Origin of the sequence: Thioalkalivibrio sulfidiphilus HL-EbGr7, from assembly GCF_000021985.1 — a bacterium.
GTDB classification, from domain to species: Bacteria; Pseudomonadota; Gammaproteobacteria; order Ectothiorhodospirales; family Ectothiorhodospiraceae; genus Thioalkalivibrio_A; species Thioalkalivibrio_A sulfidiphilus.
In genome coordinates, this window is sequence record NC_011901.1 from 1,542,564 (window position 1) to 1,564,850 (window position 22,287).

Genomic DNA, 22,287 nt, shown 5'->3' on the forward strand with positions numbered 1-22,287 from the left:
TGCCCATGTCCCAGGACCGCATCCGCATCTTCGGCGCCCGTCAGAACAACCTGAAGGGCCTGGATCTCGAACTGCCCCTCAATGAACTGATCGTGGTCACCGGGGTGTCCGGTTCGGGCAAGTCCTCGCTGGCCTTCGATACCGTGTACGCCGAGGGCCAGCGCCGTTACGTGGAGACCTTCTCCCCCTACGCCCGGCAGTTCCTGGACCGCATGGATAAGCCGGCGGTGGACCGCATCGAGGGCGTGTTGCCGGCGATTGCCATCGACCAGACCAACCCGGTGCGCACCTCCCGCTCCACCGTGGGCACCATGACGGAGCTCAACGATCACCTGAAACTGCTCTATGCCCGGGCCGCGCACCTGCACTGCCGGGGCTGTGGCACCCGGGTGCGGTGCGACACCCCGGAGGCCATTGCCAACGAGTGGCTGGAGCGTGCCCACAGGGACGGCACGCGGGTGATGGTGGTGTTCCCGGTGCCGGTGCCGGAGAACTTCAGCCTGGAGGAGGTGAAGGGTCACCTGAAGGCCCAGGGCTACGAACGCTTTCACGGGGAGACGGATCAGCGCCTGGAGGTGATCCAAGACCGTCTGCGGGTGGAGCCCGGCAACCGGGGCCGCCTGGTGGAGGCCCTGGAGACGGCCCTGCACCACGGCCAGGGCCGGGTGCGGGTCTATCCCCTGGGTGAGGACCGCGAAGCCCTCGCTCCCGTGGACTATTCCGCCGATCTGCACTGCGCCGCCTGCGACCTGCACTACAGCGAGACCACCCCCAATCACTTTTCCTTCAACTCGCCCATCGGCGCCTGCGAGGCCTGCCGGGGATTCGGCCGCACCATGGGTATCGACCTGGACCTGGTGATACCGGACGGGCGGGTGAGCCTTGGCGAGGGTGCGGTGAAGCCCTGGCAGACCGACGCCTACTACGAGTGCCAGGCGGAGCTGAAGACCTTCGCCCGCAAGCGGGGCGTCCCGCTGGACCTGCCCTGGGACGAGCTGAGCGATGACCAGAAGGCCTGGGTGATCGAAGGGGAAGGGGACTTCGACGACGGGCTCTGGTACGGCATCCGGCGCTTCTTCGACTGGCTGGAGACCAAGAGTTACAAGATGCACATCCGGGTGCTGCTGTCCCGCTACCGCAGCTACGAGCCCTGCAAGGCCTGCCAGGGCGCCCGCCTCAAGCCTGACTCACTGCTCTGGCGCCTGGGCACGCAGGCCGATGCGGATGGCGTGCTCGAACCCGGCGCCCGCTTCCTGCCCGCGGGGATCTCATGGTCCCGCGATCTGCTCGAGACCCTGCCGGGCCTGTGCCTGCACGACCTCATGCAGGTGCCCCTGGCGCGCTGCAAGGCCTTCTTCGATCAGCTGCACCTGCCTGCACCCCTGGACGAGGCCACGGACCTGCTGCTCGCCGAGATCCGCGCGCGCCTGAATTATCTCTGCGAAGTGGGGCTCGGCTATCTCACCCTGGACCGCCAGTCACGGACGCTCTCCGGCGGCGAGGTGCAGCGCATCAACCTGACCACGGCGCTGGGCACCTCCCTGGTGAACACCCTGTTCGTGCTGGACGAGCCTTCCATCGGCCTGCATCCCCGGGACATGGACCGGGTGGTGGGCGTGCTGCGCCGGCTGCGGGATGCGGGCAATTCCCTGCTGGTGGTGGAACACGACCCCCAGGTGATGCGCGCCGCCGATCGCATCCTCGACATGGGACCCGGTCCCGGCGAGCGGGGCGGGGAGGTGGTGTTCTTCGGCACGCCGGCGCAGATCCTGCGTTCGCGCCAGTCCCTCACCGGGCAGTACCTGAGCGGCCGCAAGCAGGTGGCCCTGCCGTCCGCAAGCCGCCCACCGGATGGCGACACCGTCTGGCTGGAACTGCGCGGCGCGGCCCAGCACAACCTCAAGGGCATCGACGCGCGCTTCCCCCTGGGGCGCCTGGTGTGCGTCACCGGGGTGTCCGGCTCCGGCAAGTCCACCCTGATCCAGGACCTGCTCTATCCGGCGCTGGCCAAGCTCAAGGGGCGCCCGGAGTATCCCGCCGGCGCCTTCGGCTCCCTGATCGGTCACGAGTCCCTGGACGCGGTGGTGATGGTGGACCAGTCCCCCATCGGCCGCACTGCCCGTTCCTGCCCGGCCAGCTACGTGGGCGCCTTCGACGCCATCCGCAAGCTGTTCGCCGAGGAGCCGCTGGCGAAGGAGCGGGGCTACACCGCCGGCACCTTCAGCTTCAACTCCGGCAATGGCCGCTGCCCGGTGTGCACCGGCTCCGGCTTCGAACACGTGGAGATGCAGTTTCTCTCCGATGTGTATCTTCGCTGCGGCGAGTGCGACGGCAGGCGCTACCGGCCCGAGGTGCTCCAGGTGAAGGCCCTGGGCGCGGAGGGTCACGCCGCGGACCTCTCCGGCGTGCTGGGAATGACCGTGACCGAGGCCCTGGCGTTCTTCGCCCATGTGCCCGAGGTGCAGCAGAGCCTGGAACCGCTGGCGGCGGTGGGCCTGGAGTACCTGCGCCTGGGCCAGCCGGTGCCGACCCTGTCCGGTGGCGAGGCCCAGCGCCTGAAGCTGGCCGGGCATCTCGTGCAACACGCGGGGAGAAACGTAGGTCGGGCTTCAGCCCGACATGCCGCAGCTTCAACGGGCACCGCAAGTCGGGCTGAAGCCCGACCCACGGGTGAGCGCGGTGGAACCCTGTTCCTGCTGGATGAACCCACCACCGGCCTGCACTTCGAGGACATCGCCCGGCTGCTCAAGGCCCTACGGCGCCTGCAGGCACAGGGCCATTCCCTGATCGTGATCGAGCACAACCTGGACGTGATCCGCGCCGCCGACTGGCTCATCGACCTCGGCCCCGAGGGCGGCGACGGCGGCGGTGAGATCGTCTGCGAGGGCACGCCGGCGCAGGTGATGAAGCACCCGGGTTCCCATACCGGCGCGGCCCTGCGCGCCGAGGCGGCTGGCAGCATCGCGGAGTCCTCGGCAGCGTCTTATCGCAAGGCAGCGAAAACGGTCCGCGCCGAGATCCGCATCAGCAATGCCCGGGAACACAACCTCAAGGGCGTGGACATCCAGGTGCCCCGGGACCGCTTCACGGTGATCACCGGCGTGTCCGGCTCGGGCAAGAGCACCGTGGCCTTCGACATCCTGTTCAACGAGGGCCAGCGTCGCTACCTGGAATCCCTGAACGCCTACGCCCGCTCCCTGGTGCAGCCGGCCTCGCGCCCCGAGGTGGACGCGGTCACCGGCATCCCGCCAACCGTGGCCATCGAGCAGCGCACCAGCCGCGGAGGACACAAGAGCACCGTAGGCACCCTCACCGAGGTGCACCACTTCCTGCGCCTGCTGTACGTGAAACTGGGCACCCAGTACTGCCCGGACTGTGACGTGCCCATCGAGCCCCAGACCCCGGAGGCGATCCTGGCCGCGTTGCTCAAGCAGTGGAAGAGCCGGGAGGTGCACGTGCTGGCGCCCCTGGTTTCCGCGCGCAAGGGCTATTACACGGATCTCGCCCGCTGGGCCCACAACCGGGGCTTCGCCCACCTGCGCGTGGACGGAGAACTCATCCCCACGGACCCCTGGCCGCGCCTGGACCGCTACCGGGAACACGACATCGAACTGCCGGTGGCGAGCCTCAAAGTGACGCCCAAGGCCGAGGCTGCGCTGCGCGAGGCCATTGCCCGGGGCCTGGATCTGGGCAAGGGCATGATCCGCGTTGCACCGCTCTCGGGCCGCGCCGAGAAACTCTACTCCACGGAACGGGCCTGTCCGTCCTGCGCCCGGTCTTTCGACGTGCCGGACCCGCGCCTGTTCTCCTACAACGCCCGCCATGGCTGGTGCCGCACCTGCTTCGGCACCGGCGTGGTGCTGAAGGGCTTCGACGAGGCTCACAGCGGCGAGGAAGGGGAGTGGCTGGAAGCAGGCGAGTCGCGCCAGACCTGTCCCGCCTGCCACGGCCAGCGCCTGCGGCCCGAGGCCCTGGCGGTGCGTTTCCGGGAACGCTCCATCGGCGAGTTGTCGGCCCTGCCGGTGAAGGCGGCACGCGCCTGGTTCGAGAAACTCAAACCGAAGGCGCGGGAATCCGCCATCGCCCGGGACATCCTGCCCGAGATCCGCGGCCGGCTGGCCTTCCTGGAGCAGGTGGGTCTTGGCTATCTCAGCCTGGACCGGGGTGCACCGACGCTCTCCGGCGGCGAGGCCCAGCGTATCCGCCTGGCGGCGCAGCTCGGCACCAACCTGCAGGGGGTCTGCTACATCCTGGACGAGCCCACCATCGGCCTGCACCCCCGGGACAACCGCATGCTGCTGGACACCCTGCATCGCCTGCAGGCCAAGGGCAACACCGTGGTGGTGGTGGAGCACGACGAGGACACCATCCGCAGCGCGGAACACGTCATCGACCTGGGCCCCGGCGCCGGGGAGCGGGGCGGACGGCTGGTGGCCCAGGGCAGCGTGAAGCAGGTGATGAAGGCGCCCGAGTCCCTCACCGGGCGCTTCCTGGCCCACCCCCTGCGACACCCGCTGGTGGCACGGCGGCCCACGAAGGCGGGCCAGGCACCGGCCCTGAGCATCGAGGGCGCGTGCCTCAACAACCTGCGGAACGTGGCGGTCTCCATTCCGCTCAACCGCCTGGTGTGTGTCACCGGCGTCTCCGGCTCCGGCAAGTCCACCCTGGTGCGGGAGGTGCTGTACCGGAACCTGGCGGAGCGGGTGGGCAAGCGGGGGCGCAAACCGGCGCTCACCGGCTGCGCCGACCTGGAGGGCTGGCAGGACCTGGAGCGGGTGCTGGAGGTGGACCAGACCCCCATCGGGCGTACGCCGCGCTCCTGCCCGGCCACCTACGTGGGCGTGTTCGACCGTATCCGCAAGCTGTACGCCGAGACCCCCGAGGCGCGCCTCAGGGGCTGGAACGCCTCGCGCTTTTCCTTCAACACCCCCGGCGGACGCTGTGCCGTGTGCGAGGGGCAGGGGGTGCGGCGCATCGAGATGAGCTTCCTGCCCGACGTGGTGGTGCCCTGCGAGGCCTGCGGCGGCGGGCGCTACGGCCGGGAGACCCTGGAGGCGCGCTTCAAGGACCGCTCCATCGCCGATGTGCTGAACATGAGCGTGGACGAGGCCGTGCCGTTTTTCACCGCCCACCCGGCCATCCACCACGCGCTGCAATTGCTCCAGGACGTGGGCCTGGGTTACCTGCGTCTGGGCCAGCCCAGCCCGACCCTGTCCGGCGGCGAGGCCCAGCGCATGAAGCTGGTCACGGAACTTTCGAGAAGCGGCAAGACCTTCGCCAACACCGTAGGTCGGGCTTCAGCCCGACAGCCCGAGGCTTGGACAGGCATTGCAAGTCGGGCTGAAGCCCGACCTACGGCACGGCCTTCGGGCCAGGCACGCTCACGCGGCAGTCTCTACATCCTGGACGAGCCCACCGTGGGCCTGCACATGGCCGACGTGGAGAAGCTCATCCGCGTGCTGCATCGGCTGGTGGAGGCGGGACACTCGGTGATCGTCATCGAGCACAACCTGGACGTGATCGCGGAAGCCGACTGGATCATTGACATGGGGCCCGAGGGGGGCGACGGCGGCGGGCGCGTGGCGGGGCAGGGCACGCCCGAGAGCATGGTGCGCCGCAAATCACATACCGGGCGCATGCTGGGAGCGTTTCTGGCGGGTCGTAGCGGTGCGTGAGGCAGGCTGGTGAACGTTGGCCGGGCGACCTTCAGGTCTCCAGCGGGAGCATGCCCTGCTCCGGCGCCAGGTCGACCCGGCGGATGCCCGGGCAGTCATCCCGGCCCTTGGACTGGTACAGGGCCGCGTCCACCCGGGGCAGGATCTCGTCCAGATTGTGGCCATGGAGCGGGGCCTCGCCCATGGCAAGGGTGGTGCCGAAATCCAGCCCGTTGTCGCTGGCGTAGGCGCGTACCCGTACCTGGATGCGCTCCGCAACGGCATGCGCCTCGTCCAGGGTGGTGTCCGGCAGCAGCATCACGAATTCATCCCCGCCCAGACGCGCCGCCACGTCCGTGGATCGCAGGGACTCGCGGAGGATATTGGCGAAATCCTGCAGGACTTCATCGCCACGGGCATGGCCGAGGCTGTCGTTGATGGACTTGAAGCGGTCCAGGTCAGCAAGCATGACCACCACCGAGCCACCCTGGCGCTCGATCAGCTCGAACAGGTAATCGGAACACTCGTGCAGCGCGCGTCGGTTCATCAGCCCGGTGAGCGTGTCCAGACGGCTGCGTTCCTCCAGCTGGCTGCGGCCCTGCTCGATGCGGTTCATGAGCAGGTAGCTGTAGACCAGGATGCTGGCGCCGAACAGGTTCAGGAACAGCAGGCCGGGTGTGAATTCCTGCACGCTGCCCATGTAGCGCAGGGTGAACACCAGCATGAGTGCCCCGAAGCTGACCGCCAGGGCCTCGGCGAACATGTGCATGCCGTAGCGCATGCCGTTGCCCAGCACCACCATGATGTAGACCAGCATGGAGGGGGGGAGGGTGTAGGGATCGTTGAGCACGGCCACGGAGACGATGGTGATGTCCATCCACATGGCGATGCGATAGCGCGCCGGACAATCGTGCTGGCGCCAGGCGTGGATGACGACGCCGGCATGGAGGATGAAATAGAGGGCAAAGGCCGCGTTGAGCTGCGCCAGGCTCATCCAGGCAGGCTCGATGTCCTCCACCAGGTTGAAGAAGGCCAGGCCGAGGAACCAGAACAGGTAGCGGGTAATGAACTGGACCTTCTGTTCGGCCCAGCTGGGGCTGCCACGGGGTGGCGTGATGGGCTGGACACGGCGGTCCCCGCGCCGGCGATCCGCCGCGCGCAAGTCACTGTTCCCCGCCGATTTTGAACCCTTCCCCACCCTGGATAACGTCCTGTGCAAGCCCTGTTTCCGTAGCCCTTGTCCGGCCAACGCACAACACTACCTCTAAACACCCGCCCGGACAATCCACCGGGGATCGTCTGGCGGGCCCTGTCGTGCTATGGTTCTGCCCCATGAACCAGGATCAACGGGGACACGCCATGAGCCATGAGGCCGAGCACGACAAGACGCCGGAAATGGCGGTCGACTTCATGCAGGATGATCACGAGGAGGCCCATCGCCTGCTGGATCGCATCGTCGAGAGCCTGGCGGCCAGCACCGGCAACGAAAGCCCGGGCCTGCGCAAGGATCTGAGGAATTTCATCGAGCACACCCGTGCCCACTTCAACCGGGAAGAGTCGCTCATGAAAGAGATCGACTTCCCGCCGTTCCCCGTGCACAAGCAGGAACACGACCTGCGCCTGGAAGAACTGGTCAGCTGCCTGGATGACCTGGACGCCGGCGCCGTCGGCCTCGATGACGTCCGGGAACTGTTCATGGGCCGCTTCCTGCCCTGGTACCGCCGCCACTGCGCCACCATGGACCAGGCCACGGCCAACTTCGCCGAGGCCCATCAGAAGGGGAAGGAGTAGGGAATGTGCGTGAGGGGTGAGGCGTGAGGCGTGACTCCGGTTGCCTCTCATCACTGAAAAACTGCATCCTTGCCACTAGCCACTAGCCACTAGCCACTAGCCACTAGCAGCCACTAGCCTCACGCCTCACGAATCAGCCTCATCGCCAGCGCCTTTTCCTTTTTCACCACCAGTTCCGCGAGTGTCACCCGGTCCAGGGTGGCCATGAAGGCATCCCGCGCATCGTTCAACACGCCCTTGAGTCTGCAGTCCGGCAGGATGATGCACATGGGCGCGCTGCAGTTGATGATCTCGAGGTTTTCCTCCATGTCCCTGACCACGTCACCGATGCGGATCTCCGCAGGCGGACGGGCCAGGCGCATGCCGCCGTGCTTGCCCCGGTAGGTCAGGATGTGGCCGTGTCCGGCCAGTTCGTGGACCACCTTCACCAGGTGATGGCGTGAGATGTCGTAGGCCTCGGCGATATCCGTGATGCGGCTCAGGCGATCGGGATTGACCGCCAGGTAGATCAGGACGCGAAGGGCGTAGTCGGTGTGACGGGTCAGCTGCATGAGGTTGCCTGCTCAGGCGATGGCCTCGGTCCGCTGCGGGACAAGGGCCGGGTGGCCGAAGGTATTCTCCCGAACATTAGCACGAAGGGCGTGAAGGTCTCGGCAATGATTCCGCCGTGAACTTCACGCCCTTCGTGTCTCACTGGTGTCAGTGCTCCAGGCGCCGGTACTTGATCCGGTGCGGGGTGTCCGCGTCGCTGCCCAGGCGCTTGTGGCGGTCGGCCTCGTACTCGGTGTAGTTGCCGTCGAAGAACACCACGTTGCCGTCGTCCTCGAAGGCGAGGATGTGGGTGGCGATGCGGTCCAGGAACCAGCGGTCATGGGAGATGACCACCGCCGAGCCGGGGAAGTCCAGCAGGGCCTCTTCCAGGGCGCGCAGGGTCTCCACGTCCAGGTCGTTGGTGGGCTCGTCGAGCAGCAGCAGATTGCCGCCGCTCTGCAGCAGCTTGGCCAGGTGCACCCGGTTGCGTTCACCGCCGGAGAGTTCCTTCATGAGCTTCTGCTGGTCGGAACCCTTGAAGTTGAAGCGCCCCACGTAGGCCCGGGACGGCATCTGGTAGCTGCCCACCTGGATGATGTCCTGGCCATTGGAGATCTCCTCCCACACGGACTTGTTGTCCGCCAGGTGATCGCGGCTCTGGTCCACGTAGGCCACCTGCACGGTGTCGCCGATGCGGATGTTGCCGTTGTCCGGCTTCTCCTGGCCCACGATCATGCGGAACAGGGTGGATTTGCCCACGCCGTTGGGGCCGATCACCCCGAGGATCCCGCCCCGGGGAATGGCGAAGGACAGGTTTTCGTACAGCAGGCGGTCGCCGTAGGACTTGGAGATCCCGTCCACCTCCACCACCACGTCGCCCAGGCGGGGACCCGGCGGGATGTAGATCTCCTTGGTCTCGCTGCGCTTCTGGTAGTCGGCGGAGGAGAGTTCCTCGAAGCGCTTGAGGCGCGCCTTGCTCTTGGTGCCCCGGCCCTTGGGGTTGGAGCGCACCCATTCCAGCTCCGCCTCCATGGTCTTGCGCCGTGCGCTTTCCTGCTTCTCCTCCATCTCCAGGCGCTTCTCCTTCTGCTCCAGCCAGGAGGAATAGTTGCCTTCCCAGGGGATGCCGTGGCCGCGGTCCAGCTCCAGGATCCAGCCGGCCACGTTGTCCAGGAAGTAACGGTCGTGGGTCACGGCCACCACGGTGCCGGGGAATTCCTGCAGGAAGCGCTCCAGCCAGGCCACGGACTCGGCGTCCAGGTGGTTGGTGGGCTCATCCAGGATCAGCATGTCCGGGTTGGACAGCAGCAGCTTGCACAGGGCCACCCGGCGGCGCTCGCCGCCGGAGAGCTTGCTCACGTCCGCCTCCCAGGGAGGGAGGCGCAGGGCGTCGGCGGCCACTTCCAGCTTGCGGTCCAGGTCCCAGGCGCCGGCGGCGTCGATCTTGTCCTGCAGCTCGGCCTGTTCGGCCAGCAGGGCGTCGAAGTCGGCGTCCGGGTTGGCAAATTCCTCGGCTATGGCGTTGAAGCGGTCCACCAGGGCCTTGGTCTCGCCCACGCCGTCCTCCACGTTGCCGCGCACGTCCTTGCCGGGGTCCAGCTGCGGCTCCTGGGGCAGGAAGCCAATGCGAATGCCGGGCTGGGGTCGGGCCTCGCCCACGTATTCCTTGTCCACGCCGGCCATGATGCGCAGCAGGGTGGACTTGCCGGCGCCGTTATAGCCCAGCACGCCGATCTTGGCGCCAGGGAAGAAGTTCAGGGAGATGTTTTTCAGGATCTCCTTTTTCGGCGGGACGACCTTGCCCACGCCGTTCATGGTGAAAATGTATTGAGCCATGGATACCTTGAGGAAATCGGGAACGTTTGTGAATTTACGGACTCGTAATGGGCGGGCATTATCCGGCAAAGCCCACGATGCTTTCCAGTCGGCGCCTTTTCAAGGGGCCGACGCACAATAAAAACCCGATTCCAAAGGAGATTCACCGTGAATACCCAGATGATGCACAAATCCCTCATGTCCCTGGCCGGCCTGGCCCTGCTGGCCGCGGGTTCCGTCCAGGCCGCCGAACGGGTGGAGCTGGAGAAGGGCGGCCTGACCCACATCGCCCACCTGGAGATGGCCCCGGGCAAGTCCCTGGATGACGGGGTTATCCTGATGCTCCACGGCACCATGGCCCATGGCCGCATGGAGATCATGGAGGCCCTGCAAAACCAGATGGCAGAGCGGGGCTACAGCAGCCTGTCCATCACCCTGAGCCTGGGAATGGATGCCCGGGAGGGCATGATGGACTGTGCTGATCCCCATGTGCACCGCCACGAGGATGCCCTCGCGGAGCTGGATGCCTGGATGGGCTGGCTGAAGGCGCAGGGTGCCGGCCAGGTGGCCCTGATGGCCCATTCCCGGGGAGCGGCCCAGATGGCCTGGTATGCCCTGGAACACAAGCCGGAAGGGGTGGAGAAGATGGTGCTGGTGGCACCGGCCACTTCCGATCATGCCAAGACCGCACGTGAATACGAGTCCCGCTACGGCGTGCCCCTGGCCCAGGTCTACGAGCAGGCGGTGGAACTGCAACGCATGGGCCAGCCTGAGACCCTGATCGAGGGCATCGGCTTTCTGTACTGCGCCGACGCCAGCGCCAGTGCCGCCACCGTGGCCTCCTACTATGCCGACAATCCCAAGTTCGACACCCCGACCCTGCTGCCCAAGCTGAGCCAGCAGGTGCTGGTGATCGCCGGCAGCGAGGACACCGCCGTGCCCGATCTGCCCGAGCGCATGGCGGCCCTGGAAGGCCAGGCGAACATCCACTTCGGCATGGTGGACGGCGCCGACCACTTCTTCCGGGATTTCTTCGCTGACGACGTGGCCGACAAGGCGGCCGAGTTCATCGGCTGGTGAGGAAAGGCCTTGTCCGCAAATGAACGCAAAGAACGCAAATGATCCCTGTTGATCAGGTCTTGATTTGCGTTGATTCGCGTTCATTTGCGGACCCCGGCCGTTTCGTTTGATGCGTTGTCGGGAACGGCGGGCGGTGGTATGATGCGCCCTTCCAACGCAGGCGCGTAGCTCAGCTGGTTAGAGCACCACCTTGACATGGTGGGGGTCGTTGGTTCGAGTCCAATCGCGCCTACCAGATGCAGTGCCGGCTGCAAGTGACAGTCAATCGGGACACCGTGACGGCTGATCCACTTGCAGTCTTTCTTGACCACGCAAACAGCGCACGACCCTTCGTACCGGCCGGCGCAGGAGAAGACCATGCCCCTCATTACCCTCCCTGATGGCAGCGAACGCCGTTTCGATGCCCCTGTCACCGTGCGCGACGTGGCCGCCGACATCGGCGCCGGTCTCGCCAAGGCCGCCCTGGCGGGCCGGGTCAACGGCAGGCTGGTGGACACCAGCCACCTGATCGAGGACGACGCGAGCCTCGCCATCATCACCGACCGTGACCCGGAAGGCCTGGAGGTCATCCGCCATTCCACTGCCCACCTGCTGGCCCAGGCGGTCAAGGACCTGTTCCCCTCCGCCCAGGTGACCATCGGCCCGGTGATCGACAACGGGTTCTATTATGACTTCGCCTTCGAGCGGCCCTTCCATCCGGACGACCTGGAGAAGATCGAGGCCCGCATGAAGGAGCTGGCCAAGGCGGACCTGCCCGTGTCCCGCTCGGTCATGGACCGGGACGAGGCGGTGGATTTCTTCCGGGATCAGGGCGAGGAGTACAAGGCGCAGATCATCGCCGACATCCCGGCCGGCGAGACCATCTCCCTCTACAAGCAGGGCGAATTCATCGACCTGTGCCGCGGTCCCCATGTGCCCAGCACCGGCAAGCTCAAGGCCTTCAAGCTCACCAAGGTGGCCGGCGCCTACTGGCGGGGCGACTCCAGCAACGAGATGTTGCAGCGCATCTACGGCACGGCCTGGCCCAACAAGCAGCAGCTGGACGACTACCTGCACCGCCTGGCCGAGGCCGAGCGGCGGGATCACCGGCGTATCGGTACCGAGCTGAACCTGTTCTCCATCCAGGAGGACGCCGGCGGCGGCCTGGTGTTCTGGCACCCCAAGGGCGCCCGCATCCGCCGCGCCATCGAGCAGTTCTGGTTCGACATGCACGAGCGGGCCGGCTACCAGTTCCTGTACACCCCGCACATCGCCAACCTGGACCTGTGGAAGACCTCGGGGCACGCGGATTTCTACTCGGAATCCATGTACGAGCCCATGGAGGACGACAACCAGGCCTTCCAGCTCAAGCCCATGAACTGCCCGTTCCATGTGCTGGTGTACAAGGACCGGCTGCATTCCTACCGGGACCTGCCGCTGCGCTGGGCGGAGATGGGCACCGTGTACCGCCGGGAGATGTCCGGCGCCCTGCATGGCCTGATGCGGGTGCGCGGTTTCACCCAGGACGACGCCCACATCTTCTGCCGCGAAGACCAGATCGAGGCGGAGATCCTGCGTATTCTCGATCTCACCCTGGAGGTCCTGCAGGCCTTCGGCTTCGACGACTTCGACGTGAACCTCTCCACCCGCCCGGACAAGGCGGTGGGCTCCGACCAGATCTGGGAGCACGCCACGGCGGCCCTGAAGGCGGCGCTGGAGAAGAAGGGTCTGGACTACTCGGTGGACGAGGGTGGCGGTGCCTTCTACGGCCCCAAGATCGACATCAAGATCCGCGATGCCATCGGCCGGGAATGGCAGTGTTCCACGGTGCAGCTGGACTTCAACCTGCCCGAGCGCTTCGAGATGGAGTACGTGGCGGAGGACAACAGCCGGCGGAGACCGATCATGATCCACCGGGCCCTGCTGGGCTCCGTGGAGCGCTTCTTCGGGGTGCTCATCGAGCACTACGCCGGGTCCTTCCCCCTGTGGCTGGCGCCGGTCCAGGTCCAGGTGCTCACCATCACCGATCGGCAGGACGATTATGCCCGGGAAGTTGCCGACAGGCTGCGAAACCGGGGCATCCGGGCCGACGCGGACTTGAGAAACGAGAAAATCGGCTTTAAAATCCGCGAGCATACGCTTCAACGCGTCCCTTATCTGCTGGTCCTGGGTGACCGGGAGATGGAGACGAATACCGTGGCCGTGCGCACGCGCAGCGGCGAGGACCTTGGCAGCATGGATCTGAACCAGCTGTCCGAACGCCTCGCCGGTGAGATCGCGAGCCGCGGCCGCTCTCATTTGGAGGATTAAAGTATCAGCGCTGGAAAAGAGACTCGCCTCAACGAACAGATCGCCGTCCCCAAAGTCCGTCTGATCGACAAGGACGGGGAAAACGTGGGGATCGTGTCCATCGACGAGGCACTGCGTATCGCCGAGGAAGCCGAACTGGACCTGGTGGAAATCTCGCCCAATGCGGAGCCACCGGTCTGCCGTGTCATGGACTACGGCAAGTTCAAGTTCGAGCTGAGCAAGAAGGCCCAGCAGGCGAAGAAGAACCAGAAGCAGATACAAATCAAGGAAGTTAAGTTCCGGCCCGGAACCGACGAGGGTGATTATCAGGTCAAGCTCCGCAACCTGACCCGATTCATCAACGACGGCGACAAGGCCAAGGTCACCATCCGTTTCCGGGGTCGCGAAATGCGTCACCAGGAACTGGGCGGCAAGCTCCTGGACCGCATCGAGGCGGACCTGAGCGAAATCGCCACCGTCGAGCAGCGGCCCAAGATGGAAGGCCGTCAGATGGTGATGGTGTTTACGCCCAAGAAGTAGGGCGCATCAGTCAGTATTACACAGCCCGCGATCGGCGCCAGGGCGGCCGACGGGGGATTTCAGCGACCCAGGCGGGGCACGACCCCAGGCCTGTATTTTTAGGAGAGCAAACATGCCCAAGATCAAGACCAACCGGGGCGCCGCCAAGCGGTTCAAGCCCACCGGTTCGGGCGGGTTCAAGCGAGCCCAGTCCCACCGGCGTCACATCCTGACCAAGAAGAGCACCAAGCGTAAGCGCCATCTTCGCTCCACCGGCATGATTGCCGAGTGCGATAAGGCATCCGTACGCCAGATGCTGCCTCACGTTTAAGGAGACGCCACCATGCCACGAGTCAAGAGAGGCGTTACCGCCCACGCCCGCCACAAGAAGGTCCTGAAGAAGGCCAAGGGTTACTACGGCGCGCGCAAGAATGTCTACCGCGTTGCGGTCCAGGCCGTCACCAAGGCCGGCCAGTATGCCTACCGTGACCGCCGTCAGCGCAAGCGCCAGTTCCGCGCCCTGTGGATCGTGCGTATCAACGCCGCGGCCCGTCAGTTCGGTCTGTCCTACAGCCGCATGATGGACGGTCTGAACAAGGCCAATGTGGAGATCGACCGCAAGGTGCTGGCCGACCTGGCCGTGCACGACATCACCGCTTTCGGGCAGATTGCCGAAAAGGCCAAGGCTGCCCTGGCGGCGTAAGCACCGCACGCGCGATTGACCGGCGCCCGATCACGGGCGCCGGTGAATGCTCGAAAGGGGGAAAGGCCTGGCCTTTCCCCCTTTTTGTTTTCAACCCGACGGAGACTCGCCGTGGAGCAACTCCAGAATCTGATCCGCGATGCCCTCAAGGCCATTGATGGCGCCACCGACACCCAGGCCCTGGACGCCCTGCGGGTGCAGTACCTGGGCAAAAAGGGAGTGCTCACCGAGCAGCTCAAGGCGCTCGGCAAGTTGCCGCCGGAGGAACGCCCGGCGGCAGGCCAGGCCATCAACCGGGCCAAGGAGACGGTCAACGAGGCGCTTTCCGCCCGTCTCGAGGCCCTGAGTGCCGCCGAGCAGGAGGCCCGGCTGGCCTTAGAATCCGTGGACGTGACCCTGCCGGGACGGCGTCAGGCCGTGGGCGGCCTGCATCCCGTGACCCGGACCATCGAACGCATCACCGACCTGCTGGGCCAGCTGGGATTTCAGGTGGCGGAAGGTCCCGAGGTGGAGGACGACTACCACAACTTCGAGGCCCTCAACATCCCGGCCCATCACCCGGCGCGGGCCATGCACGATACCTTCTACTTTGACGCCAACCGCCTGCTGCGCACCCACACCTCGCCGGTGCAGGTGCGGGTCATGGAGCAGGGCAGGCCGCCGTTCCGCGTGATCGCGCCGGGGCGAGTCTATCGCTGCGATTCCGACCTGACCCACAGCCCCATGTTTCACCAGGTGGAGGGGCTGCTGGTGGACGAGGGGGTCACCTTCGCCCATCTGCGCGGCGTGCTGGACGCCTTCCTGCAGGCCTTCTTCGAGCAGTCGGAACTGAAGACCCGTTTCCGGCCCTCCTATTTTCCCTTCACCGAGCCCTCCGCCGAGGTGGACATCCAGTGCGTGCACTGCGGCGGCGATGGGTGTCGCGTGTGCAGCCACACGGGCTGGCTGGAGGTGATGGGCTGCGGCATGGTGCACCCCAATGTCTTCGCCCACGTGGGCATCGACAGCGAGCGTTACACCGGCTTCGCCTTCGGCCTGGGCGTGGAGCGCATGGCCATGCTGCGCTATGGCGTGAACGACCTGCGGCTGTTCTTCGAGAACGACGTGCGCTTCCTGCGGCAGTTTGCGTGAGGGCATAAAGACCTTTTTGACAGGATTTACATGATGAACCAGATTATTAAAAAAAATTTTCAATTGATTGTTTTTTATACTTAATCTTGTAAATCATGTTAATCCTGTCGATTTTGATTTCCCGGAACGAGCGATAAAGCATGAGAATCAGCAATCAGTGGCTTCTGGAGTGGGTGGATCACGGCTTGAGCCCCGAGGAGCTGGGTCACCGGCTCACCATGGCCGGTCTTGAACTGGACGCCCTGGAAGCGGCGGCGGGCGAGTTTTCCGGTGTGGTGGTGGGCCATGTGCTCCAGGTGGAACCCCATCCGGACGCCGACAAGCTGCGGGTCTGCCAGGTGGAGGACGGCTCCGGCTCTCCCGTGCAGGTGGTCTGTGGCGCCCCCAACGTGGTCGAGGGCATGAAGGTGCCCTTTGCCCGGGTCGGCGCCGTTCTGCCAGGCGAGTTCAAGATCAAGAAGGCCAAGCTGCGCGGCGTGGAGTCCTTCGGCATGCTCTGTTCCGCCAGGGAGCTGGGTCTGGCGGAAACCAGCGAGGGGCTCATGCCGCTGCCCTTGGATCTGGCCGCCGGGGCCGATGTGCGCGAGGCCCTGGGACTGGATGACACGATTCTGGAAGTGGATCTGACCCCCAACCGCGCGGACTGCCTGTGCATGGCCGGTATCGCCCGGGAAGTGGCGGCGTTGACCGGCAAGCCTCTGTGCATGCCCGAAATTTCGCCGGTGGGCGCCGACGTGGATGAGCGCTTCCCGGTGAGCATCGAGGCTGGTGCTGATTGCCCCGTGTATCACGGCCGCGTGGTGCGTGGCGTGAATCCGGGCGCGGAAACGCCGCTGTGGATGCGCGAGAAGCTGCGCAGGGCGGGTATCCGCAGCCTCGGCCCGCTGGTGGATGTGACCAACTACGTGATGCTGGAACTGGGTCAGCCCATGCATGCCTTCGACCTGGCGTGGCTGGAGGGCGGCATCGTGGTGCGCAGGGCCCGCAAAGGCGAGCGGCTCACCCTGCTCGACGGCCAGGAGATCAGGCTCTCGGAGGCGGACCTGGTGATCGCCGATCACGCCAAGGTGCTGGCCCTGGCCGGCATCATGGGCGGCGAGGCCAGTGGCGTGGGGGAGGAGACCCGGGACGTGTTCCTGGAAAGTGCCCATTTCGCCCCGATGGCCATCGCCGGCCGGGCACGGCACCATGGCCTGCACACCGATTCTTCCCACCGCTTCGAACGCGGCGTGGATCCGGCCCTGCCGAGCCGTGCCCTGCAGCGGGCCACGGCCCTGTTGTGCCAGATCGCCGGCGGTCAGCCGGGTCCGGTGGTGGAGGCCCTGGGTGCCCGTGTCGAGGAACCCGCACCGATTATGCTGCGGGCCTCGCGCATCGTTCGTGTGCTGGGCGCCCGGATCGATGAGTCCGAGGTGACCCGGTTGCTCAAGGCCCTGGGCTGCCAGGTGGAGCCCATGGCCGGTGCCTGGCGGGTCACGCCCCCCAGTTTCCGTTTCGACCTGTCCATCGAGGTGGACCTGATCGAGGAGGTGGCCCGGGTACACGGCTATGACCGGCTGCCCGCAGAGGTGCCGCCGCTGAGCCCGGAGCTCGGTGCGGTCGATGAGGCGCGCCTGCCCCTGTCCCGGATTCGCCACCTGATGGCCGACCTGGGCTATCAGGAGGCCATCACCTACAGCTTTGTGGATCCGCAGCTGGAGGCCCTGTTCTCCCCGGATTCCCGCCCCCTGGCCCTGGCCAACCCGATCTCCTCGGAGCTGGCGGTGATGCGTTCCAGCCTCTGGCCTGGCCTGGTGAAGGCCCTCAAGTACAACCTCAACCGCCAGCAGGAGCGGGTGCGTTTGTTCGAGACCGGCCTGAGCTTTGTTTCCCAGGGTGATGATCTCAAACAGCATCCCATGATCGCCGCCGTGGCGACCGGGGCCCGCTGGCCGCTGCAGTGGGCCGAGCCTTCCAGGGCCATGGATTTCTTCGATCTCAAGGGTGACGTGGAGAGCCTGCTGAGCCTGGCGGGCGGTGACGTGAGTTTCGCGTCTGCCGTCCATCCTGCCCTGCACCCCGGTCAGTCGGCCCGGGTCCTGTTGGGTGGCGTACCCTGTGGCTGGCTGGGCGCCCTGCATCCGTCCCTGATTTCCCGCCTGGATCTGGATCAGGATGTCTATGTCATGGAGCTCAGTCTGGATGGGATCAGGCAGGGCTCTGTGCCTAAGTTCACCGAACAGTCGCGATTTCCGGCGATCAGACGCGATCTCGCCGTGGTGGTGGATCGGGATTGTCCCGTGTCACGCATCGAGGCGGCGATCCGGGATCTGGGCATTTCTGCACTCAGGGAAGTGGTTGTATTTGACGTATATACAGGCAAAGGCGTACCCGATGGTCGAAAAAGTCTCGCTTTGGGATTGATTCTACAGGAGTTATCGCGCACTCTTACCGATCAGGAAGTGGATGCCGTGATGCAGGGCATCGTGAAAAAACTCGAACAGGATGTCGGAGCTACACTAAGGGCTTAAGCACATGGCGCTGACCAAAGCGGATATGTCGGAACGTCTCTTCGAGGAACTCGGCCTCAACAAGCGCGAGGCCAAGGAACTGGTGGAGATGTTTTTCGAAGAAGTCAGGATGGCGCTGGAACGTGGGGAACAGGTGAAGCTGTCGGGTTTCGGCAACTTCACCCTGCGCGATAAGAATCAGCGGCCTGGCCGCAATCCGAAGACCGGTGAGGAAATCCCCATCTCGGCACGCCGAGTGGTGACCTTCCGTCCGGGACAAAAACTCAAGGCGCGGGTTGAAGCTTATGTTGGAAGCGGGGAATAACAGCGAATTACCAGTCATTCCTGGTAAGCGCTATTTCACCATCGGGGAGGTCAGCGAGCTGTGCGGGGTCAAGCCCCACGTGCTTCGCTATTGGGAACAGGAGTTTCCTTCGCTGCGCCCCGTCAAGCGCCGCGGCAACCGCCGCTATTACCAGCGCCATGACGTCATCCTGATCCGTCAGATCCGCAGCCTGCTCTATGAGCAGGGCTACACCATCGGCGGTGCCCGCCAGAAACTGGCCGGCCAGGATGCCCAGGAAGACACCTCCCAGAGCCAGCAGATCATTCGCCAGATGCGCCTGGAACTGGAAGAGATCCTCAAGCTCCTCAAGCGCTGAGAGCGCCCGAGCGGCGCCTGGATCTGCCGCTCAGTGATGCTTGTCCGCGTTCCCGCGTTCATATTCCGGAAACACGCTTTCCTTCTGCGAAGGGATCGGCTATTCTTCGCAACCCTCGGGGCGTAGCGCAGCCTGGTAGCGCACCTGCATGGGGTGCAGGTGGTCGGAGGTTCAAATCCTCTCGCCCCGACCAAATTGATCTGATCAGTACCGAGCAAGGGGCTCCGCAACGCGGAGCCCCTTGTCGTTTGTGTGCGGGCAGGAATCGGGCGGTACAATGCCTCTCACCGCTGGGCCTCTCACTGCCGGCCGGCGCCCGACAACGGAGACACGATCCATGCCCATGAGTTCGAGACGTGCTGGTCTCAGTTCCCTCAAACTGCTGGAGAACCTGGCCCTGGTGATCATCACCGTGGCCACCACCATCGCCATCTTCCAGGAGGTGATGGTGATGATCGAGCAGCGCGAAGTGCGTCTGGCGGATCTGCTCCTGTTGTTCATCTACCTGGAGGTGCTCGCGATGGTGGGCATCTACATCAAGTCCGGTCAGTTGCCGGTGCGCATGCCCATCTATATCGCGATCGTGGCCCTGGCCCGCTACCTGATCCTGGACATGAAGGAGATGGATTTCTGGCAGATCATGGGTGTGACACTGGGCGTGCTGCTGCTGGCCGCCGCGGTGCTGGTGATCCGCTACGGCCATGTGCGTTTCCCCTACGAGAGCTACGGTGCTGACGAGCCGGCCGCTTCGCCGTCCAAGTCCACGAAGCCTCCCGGCTCCTGACTCCCGCTGCTCTTGCATGACACGTGATGCGTCGGTCCTGCATCTCCTGGTGCCCGGTCTGCTGGACCGGACAGGGGAGTGGCAGGCGAGCTACGGTGGTGTGGGCCGTTTCCCGGCACTGGAATGGCTGCTCGCCCGTTCCACGCGCCGTTCAGTCCCGTATGCGGGTCTCGGGGAGGTTCTCGCCGGGCTGTTCGCCATCGCCGGTCCCATGCCCGCAGGAGCCCTGACACGCCTGGCACTGACCGGGGAGCGGGATGCCCAGGTCTGGATGTGCATGGACCCGGTGCACCTGGAGGCCGGCATCACTGACCTGGTGCTCACAGGCCCGGATCAGCTGCGTCTCGGCCTGGACGAGGCCCGGGCCCTGGCTGCGCGCATCAACGCGCATCTGGCCGAAGACGGTTTGCACATCGAGGTCAACGCGCCAGGGCACTGGCACCTGCGCCTGCCCGCCACCAGGGCCGTGCCCGAGACCCGCAGCCTGGGCGAGGTGCTGGGGCGCCCCATCAATAGCCGTCTCCCCACCGGCCCGGAGGCGGCCTACTGGCATCGTCTCATCAACGAGCTGCAGATGGTCCTGTTCGATGCCCCGGAGAATCGTGCCCGGGAGGCCCGCGGCCTGCCGTCGGTCAACAGCGTCTGGCCCTGGGGCGGCGGCGTCCTGCCTTCAGGCCTGGCATCTCCGGTCTCCCGCCTGTGGGGTGACGATCTGCTGCTGGCCGGGCTCGCCCGGTGTGCACAGGTGCCTACTGAGCCGCTGCCAGAGACCGCCGAGCCGGTGCTCGCGGCAGGTGGTGCGCGATGCGTGCTGCTCGACTCGCTCCATGCCGATGCCGCCCTGGATGACCTGGAGGCCTGGCAGGCGGGCATGGAGGGTCTGGAACGGGCCTGGTTCGAGCCCCTGCGCAAGGCGCTCGGCACGGCGTCCCTGAAGCGGCTCGTGATCCACAGCACCTGCGGCGACGTCTTCGAGGTGCCGGCCAGCGCCCGCTGGCGACTGTGGCGCCGCAGCGAGCCGCTGGGGAAATACGTCTCATGAAGGCCCTGCGCACCATCAGACGCCGGCAGCCACCCACGGGCGTGGCCCTGCCCCGGGGCGATGTCCTGGCACGCGTGCTGGCCCTGCGGGGCGTGCTCGATCCGGCCCAGTGTGATTATGGTCTGAAGGGGCTTGCCGCCCCGCATCTGCTCTCTGGCATCGAGCCGGCCGTGGAGCGGCTCGAGCGTGCCCTGCGCAGTGATGAGCGCATCGTGGTGGTCGGGGACTTCGATGCGGACGGCGCCACCAGCACCGCCGTGGCCCTGCGGGCGCTCTCCGCACTGGGTGCGCGGGATGTGCATTTTCGGGTGCCCAACCGCTTTGAGTACGGCTACGGGCTGACGCCCGAGATCGTCTCGGTGCTGCGTCCTCTGGACGCCGGTCTGCTCATCACCGTGGACAACGGCGTCTCGAGCCTGGACGGTGTGGCCGCCGCGCGCCATGCGGGCATGTCGGTGCTGGTGACCGACCATCACCTGCCCGGGACATCGCTGCCCGAGGCCGACGCCCTCGTCAACCCGAATCTTCCCGGCGACCCCTTTCCCAGTAAGCACCTGGCCGGGGTGGGCGTGATCTTCTACGTGATGCTCGCCCTGCGCGCACGCCTGCGGGACAGCGGCTGGTTCGACACCCGCGGCATCGACGAACCCAACCTGGCGGAATTGCTGGATCTGGTGGCCCTGGGGACCGTGGCCGATGTGGTGCCGCTGGACCAGAACAACCGCATCCTGGTGGAGCAGGGCCTGCGACGCATCCGCGCCGGCGCGGCGATCCCCGGCATCGGTGCACTCCTGGAGGTGGCGAGGCGAAGCCCGGAGCGCAGCGTCGCCACGGATCTGGGCTTTGCCGTCGGTCCGCGCCTCAATGCCGCCGGCCGTCTGGACGACATGGCCCTGGGCATTCGCTGTCTGCTCACCGATGACCCGGTCGAGGCCCGTGCCCTGGCGGCCGCCCTGGACGATCTCAATGCGGATCGTCGCGACATCGAGGCGCAGATGCAGGCGGAGGCCCTGGCAGGCCTCGAGGCCCTGCCGGTGGACTCCTGGGGGGATCGCTACGGGGTGTGCCTCTACGAACCCCAGTGGCACCAGGGGGTCATCGGCATCCTGGCCGCGCGCATCCGCGAGCGCATCCACCGCCCGGTGATCGCCTTCGCCGATGCCGGTGATGGCCAGATCAAGGGTTCCGCACGCTCCATCCCGGGGCTCCATATCCGCGATGCGCTGGATGACGTGGCCGCGCGCCATCCCGGCCTGATCAGCAAGTTCGGCGGTCATGCCATGGCGGCAGGCCTGAGCCTGCCGCTGGAAAATCTCCAGGCCTTCAGCGAGGCCTTCGATCACACCGTCGCCGCGCGCGTCTCACCCGAGGACCTGGAAGGTGTCGTGCACAGCGACGGCGAACTTACACCGGGCGAGATCAGCCTGGACACCGCCACGCGCCTGCGGGATGCCGGTCCCTGGGGTCAGGGCTTCCCGCCCCCGGTGTTCGACGGGGAATTCGAGATCCTGGATCGACGGGTGCTCAAGGAACGCCACCTGCGCCTGCAACTGCGCCCTGCTCCGGGTGCACCGCCCATCACCGGCATTGCCTTCAACGTGGACTGGGACGACTGGCCGGAGGCACTGGACCGGGTACGCCTGGCCTACCGGCTGGAGGTCAACGAATACCAGGGCCTGGTCAGCCCCCAGCTGATGATCGAGCACGTGGAGAGGTGCTGAATTCAATATTCAAAATTCAAAATTCAAACTGTAGAGGCCATGCGAAGCATCCTTTTTGAATGTTGAACTTTGAATCTTGAATTGCCTCCCGCCCTTA

At 65.8% G+C, this 22,287-nt stretch carries 17 protein-coding genes and 2 tRNA genes; 16 read left to right on the top strand and 3 right to left on the bottom strand.

Features of this window, described 5'->3' with window-relative positions; translation table 11 throughout:
• Nucleotides 1–5 precede the first annotated feature (5 nt).
• On the top strand, nt 6–5,675 hold the full coding sequence (gene uvrA / locus TGR7_RS07240; RefSeq protein ID WP_012638012.1) for an excinuclease ABC subunit UvrA: 5,670 nt from the start codon (nt 6–8) through the stop codon (nt 5,673–5,675).
• A 31-nt stretch (nt 5,676–5,706) separates the two neighbouring features.
• Here uvrA and TGR7_RS07245 read toward each other — a convergent pair whose 3' ends face one another.
• A complete protein-coding gene (locus TGR7_RS07245; protein ID WP_148211475.1) occupies nt 5,707–6,816 on the bottom strand; it encodes a GGDEF domain-containing protein in 1,110 nt (369 codons plus the stop codon).
• 170 nt (nt 6,817–6,986) lie between these two features.
• On the opposite strand from TGR7_RS07245, the gene TGR7_RS07250 reads away from it, so the two are divergent.
• Nucleotides 6,987–7,445, top strand: coding sequence for a bacteriohemerythrin (locus tag TGR7_RS07250; protein ID WP_245523039.1), 459 nt, complete (start codon nt 6,987–6,989; stop codon nt 7,443–7,445).
• Nucleotides 7,446–7,564: 119 nt separating this feature from the next.
• Here the strand turns inward: TGR7_RS07250 and TGR7_RS07255 are convergent, their stop codons facing one another.
• Together TGR7_RS07255 and ettA are read right to left on the bottom strand one after the other, a co-directional pair.
• Entirely contained in the window at nt 7,565–7,996 is a 432-nt protein-coding gene (locus tag TGR7_RS07255; protein ID WP_012638015.1) for an Rrf2 family transcriptional regulator, read from the bottom strand.
• A gap of 148 nt (nt 7,997–8,144) precedes the next feature.
• Complete coding sequence (gene ettA, locus TGR7_RS07260; RefSeq protein ID WP_012638016.1) at nt 8,145–9,812, bottom strand: energy-dependent translational throttle protein EttA; 1,668 nt, start codon at nt 9,810–9,812, stop codon at nt 8,145–8,147.
• A 147-nt stretch (nt 9,813–9,959) separates the two neighbouring features.
• Here ettA and TGR7_RS07265 point away from each other — a divergent pair, with 147 nt between their 5' ends.
• The 14 genes from TGR7_RS07265 to recJ all read left to right on the top strand — a co-directional run bounded on the left by TGR7_RS07265 (nt 9,960) and on the right by recJ (nt 22,190).
• Nucleotides 9,960–10,871: an alpha/beta hydrolase gene (locus TGR7_RS07265; RefSeq protein ID WP_012638017.1), complete on the top strand. Its 912-nt coding sequence runs from the start codon at nt 9,960–9,962 to the stop codon at nt 10,869–10,871.
• A 158-nt stretch (nt 10,872–11,029) separates the two neighbouring features.
• Nucleotides 11,030–11,106 (top strand) — tRNA-Val (locus TGR7_RS07270).
• Between the two features lie 122 nt (nt 11,107–11,228).
• On the top strand, nt 11,229–13,160 hold the full coding sequence (gene thrS / locus TGR7_RS07275) for a threonine--tRNA ligase (RefSeq protein WP_012638018.1): 1,932 nt from the start codon (nt 11,229–11,231) through the stop codon (nt 13,158–13,160).
• 3 nt (nt 13,161–13,163) lie between these two features.
• A complete protein-coding gene (infC, locus tag TGR7_RS07280) occupies nt 13,164–13,679 on the top strand; it encodes a translation initiation factor IF-3 (RefSeq protein WP_081434259.1) in 516 nt (171 codons plus the stop codon).
• 112 nt (nt 13,680–13,791) lie between these two features.
• On the top strand, nt 13,792–13,989 hold the full coding sequence (rpmI, locus tag TGR7_RS07285) for a 50S ribosomal protein L35 (protein WP_012638019.1): 198 nt from the start codon (nt 13,792–13,794) through the stop codon (nt 13,987–13,989).
• Between the two features lie 12 nt (nt 13,990–14,001).
• Nucleotides 14,002–14,361, top strand: coding sequence for a 50S ribosomal protein L20 (rplT, locus tag TGR7_RS07290; RefSeq protein ID WP_012638020.1), 360 nt, complete (start codon nt 14,002–14,004; stop codon nt 14,359–14,361).
• A gap of 111 nt (nt 14,362–14,472) precedes the next feature.
• Nucleotides 14,473–15,492, top strand: coding sequence for a phenylalanine--tRNA ligase subunit alpha (pheS, locus tag TGR7_RS07295; protein ID WP_012638021.1), 1,020 nt, complete (start codon nt 14,473–14,475; stop codon nt 15,490–15,492).
• A 140-nt stretch (nt 15,493–15,632) separates the two neighbouring features.
• The gene (gene pheT, locus TGR7_RS07300) at nt 15,633–18,002 is read left to right on the top strand and encodes a phenylalanine--tRNA ligase subunit beta (RefSeq protein ID WP_012638022.1); all 2,370 of its coding nucleotides are present in this window, start codon (nt 15,633–15,635) and stop codon (nt 18,000–18,002) included.
• A 4-nt stretch (nt 18,003–18,006) separates the two neighbouring features.
• Nucleotides 18,007–18,306 (top strand): integration host factor subunit alpha, encoded by a 300-nt coding sequence (gene ihfA, locus TGR7_RS07305; RefSeq protein ID WP_012638023.1) that lies wholly within the window; start codon nt 18,007–18,009, stop codon nt 18,304–18,306.
• Complete coding sequence (locus tag TGR7_RS07310; RefSeq protein ID WP_012638024.1) at nt 18,287–18,643, top strand: MerR family transcriptional regulator; 357 nt, start codon at nt 18,287–18,289, stop codon at nt 18,641–18,643. Before ihfA ends, TGR7_RS07310 begins: the two co-directional genes overlap by 20 nt.
• A 116-nt stretch (nt 18,644–18,759) precedes the next feature.
• Nucleotides 18,760–18,836 (top strand) — tRNA-Pro (locus TGR7_RS07315).
• A gap of 150 nt (nt 18,837–18,986) precedes the next feature.
• A complete protein-coding gene (locus tag TGR7_RS07320) occupies nt 18,987–19,427 on the top strand; it encodes a phosphate-starvation-inducible protein PsiE (RefSeq protein ID WP_245523040.1) in 441 nt (146 codons plus the stop codon).
• Between the two features lie 16 nt (nt 19,428–19,443).
• Nucleotides 19,444–20,469 carry a hypothetical protein gene (locus TGR7_RS07325; RefSeq protein ID WP_012638026.1) on the top strand — a complete coding sequence of 342 codons (1,026 nt, stop codon included), beginning with the start codon at nt 19,444–19,446 and terminating at the stop codon, nt 20,467–20,469.
• Nucleotides 20,466–22,190, top strand: a complete 1,725-nt coding sequence (recJ, locus tag TGR7_RS07330) for a single-stranded-DNA-specific exonuclease RecJ (RefSeq protein WP_012638027.1) — start codon at nt 20,466–20,468, stop codon at nt 22,188–22,190. The genes TGR7_RS07325 and recJ overlap by 4 nt, the downstream gene beginning before the upstream one ends.
• Nucleotides 22,191–22,287: the final 97 nt, after the last annotated feature.

What these genes read in the sequence shown, in the direction of transcription:
- uvrA (WP_012638012.1), top strand. Translation starts at nt 6, where the DNA reads ATGTCCCAGGACCGCATCCGCATCTTCGGCGCCCGTCAGAACAACCTG.
- TGR7_RS07250 (WP_245523039.1), top strand. Translation starts at nt 6,987, where the DNA reads ATGAACCAGGATCAACGGGGACACGCCATGAGCCATGAGGCCGAGCAC.
- TGR7_RS07255 (WP_012638015.1), bottom strand. Translation starts at nt 7,996, where the DNA reads ATGCAGCTGACCCGTCACACCGACTACGCCCTTCGCGTCCTGATCTAC.
- ettA (WP_012638016.1), bottom strand. Translation starts at nt 9,812, where the DNA reads ATGGCTCAATACATTTTCACCATGAACGGCGTGGGCAAGGTCGTCCCG.
- thrS (WP_012638018.1), top strand. Translation starts at nt 11,229, where the DNA reads ATGCCCCTCATTACCCTCCCTGATGGCAGCGAACGCCGTTTCGATGCC.
- rpmI (WP_012638019.1), top strand. Translation starts at nt 13,792, where the DNA reads ATGCCCAAGATCAAGACCAACCGGGGCGCCGCCAAGCGGTTCAAGCCC.
- rplT (WP_012638020.1), top strand. Translation starts at nt 14,002, where the DNA reads ATGCCACGAGTCAAGAGAGGCGTTACCGCCCACGCCCGCCACAAGAAG.
- pheT (WP_012638022.1), top strand. Translation starts at nt 15,633, where the DNA reads ATGAGAATCAGCAATCAGTGGCTTCTGGAGTGGGTGGATCACGGCTTG.
- ihfA (WP_012638023.1), top strand. Translation starts at nt 18,007, where the DNA reads ATGGCGCTGACCAAAGCGGATATGTCGGAACGTCTCTTCGAGGAACTC.
- TGR7_RS07310 (WP_012638024.1), top strand. Translation starts at nt 18,287, where the DNA reads ATGTTGGAAGCGGGGAATAACAGCGAATTACCAGTCATTCCTGGTAAG.
- TGR7_RS07320 (WP_245523040.1), top strand. Translation starts at nt 18,987, where the DNA reads ATGAGTTCGAGACGTGCTGGTCTCAGTTCCCTCAAACTGCTGGAGAAC.
- TGR7_RS07325 (WP_012638026.1), top strand. Translation starts at nt 19,444, where the DNA reads ATGACACGTGATGCGTCGGTCCTGCATCTCCTGGTGCCCGGTCTGCTG.
- recJ (WP_012638027.1), top strand. Translation starts at nt 20,466, where the DNA reads ATGAAGGCCCTGCGCACCATCAGACGCCGGCAGCCACCCACGGGCGTG.